Consider the following 4411-nt stretch of genomic DNA (forward strand, 5'->3'; position numbering starts at 1 on the left):
CACCTTCGCCGAGAGCAAGGACACGCTGTCGGCGATGATCGATCAGGGCAAGACCCAGATCGGCGCCGACATGGCCGATATCGTCACCTCGACCTCCTCCATGCTCGAAGCCCGCGCCAGCGACTTCGCCGGACGCATGGAAGCCGCCCGTCACGTCGTGTCGCGTTCGTTCGACAGCGACATCCAGCGGCTCGCCGACGCCCGCGTCGGCATCGAGGAAGCCGTCGAGAACCACAGCAGGAAACTGTCCGAAAGCCGCGAGCGCATGGCCGCGGCCATGGAGGCCGACCTGGCGAAGTTCGCCGAGGGCCGCGCCGGCATCGATGCGGCGGTAACCAACCAGGTGCAGAAGCTGGCCGAAGGCCGCAGCCTGATCTCGCGCGCTCTCGAAGAGGACCTGCGCAAGGTCAATGAATCGCGGGCGGCCATCGATGCATCGCTCGGCAGCCATCTCGAAAGGCTGGAAGAAGGCCGCAACAGGCTCTCCACTGCCCTAAACGAAGACTCCGGGAAACTGGTGCAAGCTCGTACGATCATTGACGAAATGGTGGCCGGGCATGTTGGAAAGCTTGCCGAGGGCCGCAACATTCTGTCACGCGCCCTGGAGGCCGACCTCGGCAAACTGTCCGACAGCCGCGCCAGCATCGACGGTCTGGTCGCCGGTCAGGTCGAGAAGATCGCCGAGGGCCGCGCCGTGCTCGCCAAGGCGTTGGAAAACGACATCGTCGGCATCAAGAGCCTCATCGAAACCCATTCCGCCAAACTGGCGGAGGACCGCACGCAGCTTTCCCATTCGCTCGACAGCGATCTGTCCGGAATACGCGGCCTGATCGAAAGCCACTCGGGACGGCTGGCCGAGGACCGCGGCCTGCTGTCGCAGACGCTTGAGGCCGACCTTGCCAAGCTGGCTGAAAGCCGTTCGAGCATCGACGGTCTGGTCGCCGGTCAGGTCGAGAAGCTGGCGGAAGGCCGCGACATTCTCAAGCGCGCGCTGGAATCCGATCTGAACACGATCAAGGGCGTCATATCGAGCCAGTCGGAAAAGCTGGCCGAGGATCGCGGTCAGCTTTCCCGGGTCCTGGAAGCCGATCTGCAGAATGTGAACAGCGTCATCGCCGATCACATGAACAAGCTCGTCCAAGACCGCTCCGCCCTGTCGAGGGCCCTTGAGGATGACCTCGCCAAGCTGGCCGACAGCCGTTCCAGCATCGACGGGCTGGTTGCGGGTCAGGTCGAGAAGTTGTCCGAGGGCCGAGATATCCTGCGGCGTGCTCTGGAATCCGACCTCAATGCGATCAAGGGCACCATTGCCGATCAGTCGCAGAAACTGGTCGATGACCGAGCACAGTTCGCCCGGGCGCTCGAGGCTGATCTCGAAAGCGTCAACGGCTTGGTCAACAGCCATTCCGAAAGGCTCGTGCAGGACCGTTCGACGCTGTCGAAAGCGCTTGAAGCCGACCTCGAAAACGTCGGCGGCCTCGTCAACAGCCACGCGGAAAGGCTCGTCCAGGAGCGCTCGACCCTGTCGAAAGCGCTTGAGGACGATCTCGGCAAGCTGGCCGAGAGCCGCTCCAGCATCGATGGCCTGGTCGCCGGCCAGGTCGAGAAGCTCGCCGAGGGCCGCGATGTTCTCAAGCGCGCGCTGGAAGCCGACCTCGCCAAGCTGGCCGAAAGCCGCTCCAGCATCGACGGCCTGGTCGCCGGCCAGGTGGAGAAACTGGCCGAGGGTCGCGACATTCTCAAACGCGCCCTCGAAGCTGACCTGCAGAAGCTCACCGAAAGCCGCGGCGATATCGACAACATCATCGCCGGGCATGTCGGCAAGCTCGCCGAAGGCCGCAATATGCTGACCCTCGCGCTGGAAGACGATCTCGGCAAGCTGGCTGAGACCCGCAAGGATGTCGACCGCTCACTGTCGGGCCACATCGACCAGATTGCCGCCAGAAGCTCGGACATCTCTGCCGCTATCGCAGGCGATGTCGAGAAAATCGAGCAGGCATTCAGCCGCCAGACCGGCATCATCGAGGAGCGTGCCGGCACCATGGAGCGTGCGCTCTCGACAGGCGTAGACAACGTCCGCGCCGTGCTCGAGAAGAGCGCCGTGTTTGTCGCCGGCGCCCTGCGCGAAAAGGTGCTGGAAGTCACCAGCACCCTGCACGAGCAGGCCGGTGCCGCTTTCAGCGACGCCGACCGCAAGATCGCCGAGCGCGCCGAGCAGACGTCCGCCGCCCTGCTGGCGCGGGCCGAAGACATCGCCCGCACCTTCGAGGATGCAGACCGTCGCCTCCACGCTCGCGCCGAAGACACGTCCAACGCCTTGCTTGCCCGTGCCGACGATACGTCCAGCTCGCTGCTGGCCCGCGCGCATGAAACCGCCGATCAGCTGGCCGCTCGCGCAAGCGAGATCGCCGGCACCTTCGACGCCGCGGATCAGAAGCTGGCCGCCCGTGCCCAGGAAGCCGCCGATCAGCTGACTGCCCGGGCCCAGGACACCGCGGATCATCTGGCCGCCCGTGCAAGCGAGATTGCCGGCACGTTCGATGCGGCCGACCAGAAGCTGGTTGCCCGCGCTATCGAGACCGCCCAGTCGCTGGCCGCGCGTGCCGGCGACATCCTGCGCAACTTCGAAGGCGCCGACCAGCGGCTCGGCATGCGCATCGGCGAATCGGCCGAAGCGCTTGCCGCACGCGCGTCGGACCTTGGCCGCATTTTCGATGCCGCCGACCAGCAACTCGTCTCGCGCATCGCCGAAGGTTCGGAAGCGCTGTCGAGCCGTGCCTCGGAAATCGGCCGTATCTTCGACGAGGCGGATCAGCGTCTGGTGTCGCGCATCGCCAGCAGCACCTCCACGATCGGCGAGCATGCCGAGACGATCGTCGGTGCCTTTGCCGATACCGAGCAACGGGTTGCCGAACGCGCAAGGCGGACCGGCCAGGAGATGGCCGTGCACGCCCGCGAAATCGAGCAGGCGCTTGCCGGTGCGGACGAGCGTTTCGCGTCGAGTGCCGCGGCCGCGGCAGCCCGTGTCGAAGAGCAGGTCTCAGGCGTCGAGAACCGCCTCGCCTTCACAGCCGAGACGATGGGCCAGAAGCTCAACGAACAGGTGTCGAATGCCGAGGCGCAACTCGTCTCGCGCGCCAATGTGATCGCCGAGACCTTCACCGCGGTTGGCCAGCATATCGGCCAAAGCACCAACGATGCCGCCAAGACGATCGGCGCCAACACCCGCGAACTCAACACCATGCTCGCCGCACGTTCGGCCGAAATGTCGAAGATCCTCGACGAAACCGCACGGCCCCTGGTCGAGCGCTTCGCCCAGGGCGGCTCGGACCTGCAAAAGAGCATGGAAGAGGTCACCGAACGCGCCACCGAGAAGCTGCGCAGCGAGAATGCCGCGCTTGTCGACGCGCTCGCCAGCCGCACCGCCGAAACCTTGTCGGCGGTCGAAGGCGCCCGCTCGTCGCTGTCCGACAGCGTCGCTGATCTCATCGGCCGCATGACCAAGTCCAGCTCGCAGCTCGGCCAGCTGATCGATCAGGCCGCGGTCAATCTCGGCCAGGTCGATGAACGCCTGAGCGGCAGCACGCAAAGCTTCGCCGCCACCACGGAAAAAGCCGCGCAGACCTTCGCCAGCTCGGCACGTCTGGTCGATTCGAACACGACGAGGCTGACGGAACTGTCGTCGTCCACCTTGCGCGAGGTGGCGTCGATCGCCACCAAGTTCGACGAACACAGCCGCCTGCTGTCCAGCGCTTCGGACCTGCTGAGCTCGGCCCAGAGCAATCTCGAACACACGCTCGAACGGCAATCGTCGCTCGAAGACCTCGCTGTCGGCCTGGTCAAGAAGTCGGAAGATCTCGAAAGGGTCATGCGCTCGTTCGAAAATCTCGTCGGCCAGACGCTGCAGAACGCCGAAGGCAAGACGATGGAGTCGGCCGACAAGATCCGCAACGCCATCACCGACGTCGTCGATTCGGCAACCAAGCGCTTTGCCGATGCCACCGAGGAGATGCGGCGCACCGCCGGCTCGATCAAGAGCGAACTCGACCTGACCCGGGCCGAGCTCAAGAAGGGCGTCATCGAAATGCCCGAAGAGGCAAAGGAATCGACCTCGGCCATCCGCCGCGCCGTTTCCGAGCAGATCAACGCCCTGAAGGAGCTTTCGGACATCGTGGCCAAGTCCGGCCGCGGCGGTGACGGGTCCGAACCACGCAACCTGCGTCCGGCGCCGCAAGCGCCGGCCGCACGCGCTGCCGAGCCGCCGCGCCGCGCACCGGCACCGCAGCCGGACCTGCGCACGCCTCAGGCGCCCTTGGGCGGCCCTGCATTGCGCGGCACGCTCGACCTTGAGCGTCCTGCCGAGGCGGCACCGCGTCCGCGCGGCGATGCCAGCGCCCGCACGCCCCAGGGC

At 65.8% G+C, this 4411-nt stretch carries 1 protein-coding gene; it reads left to right on the forward strand.

Annotated features, from left to right (window positions below):
- Window positions 1-4411: kinesin (locus EN939_RS22610; RefSeq protein WP_127269797.1), on the forward strand; the 4411-nt coding region annotated here is incomplete at both ends.

Origin of the sequence: Mesorhizobium sp. M7A.F.Ca.CA.002.05.1.1, from assembly GCF_003998335.1 — a bacterium.
Lineage (GTDB): Bacteria > Pseudomonadota > Alphaproteobacteria > Rhizobiales > Rhizobiaceae > Mesorhizobium.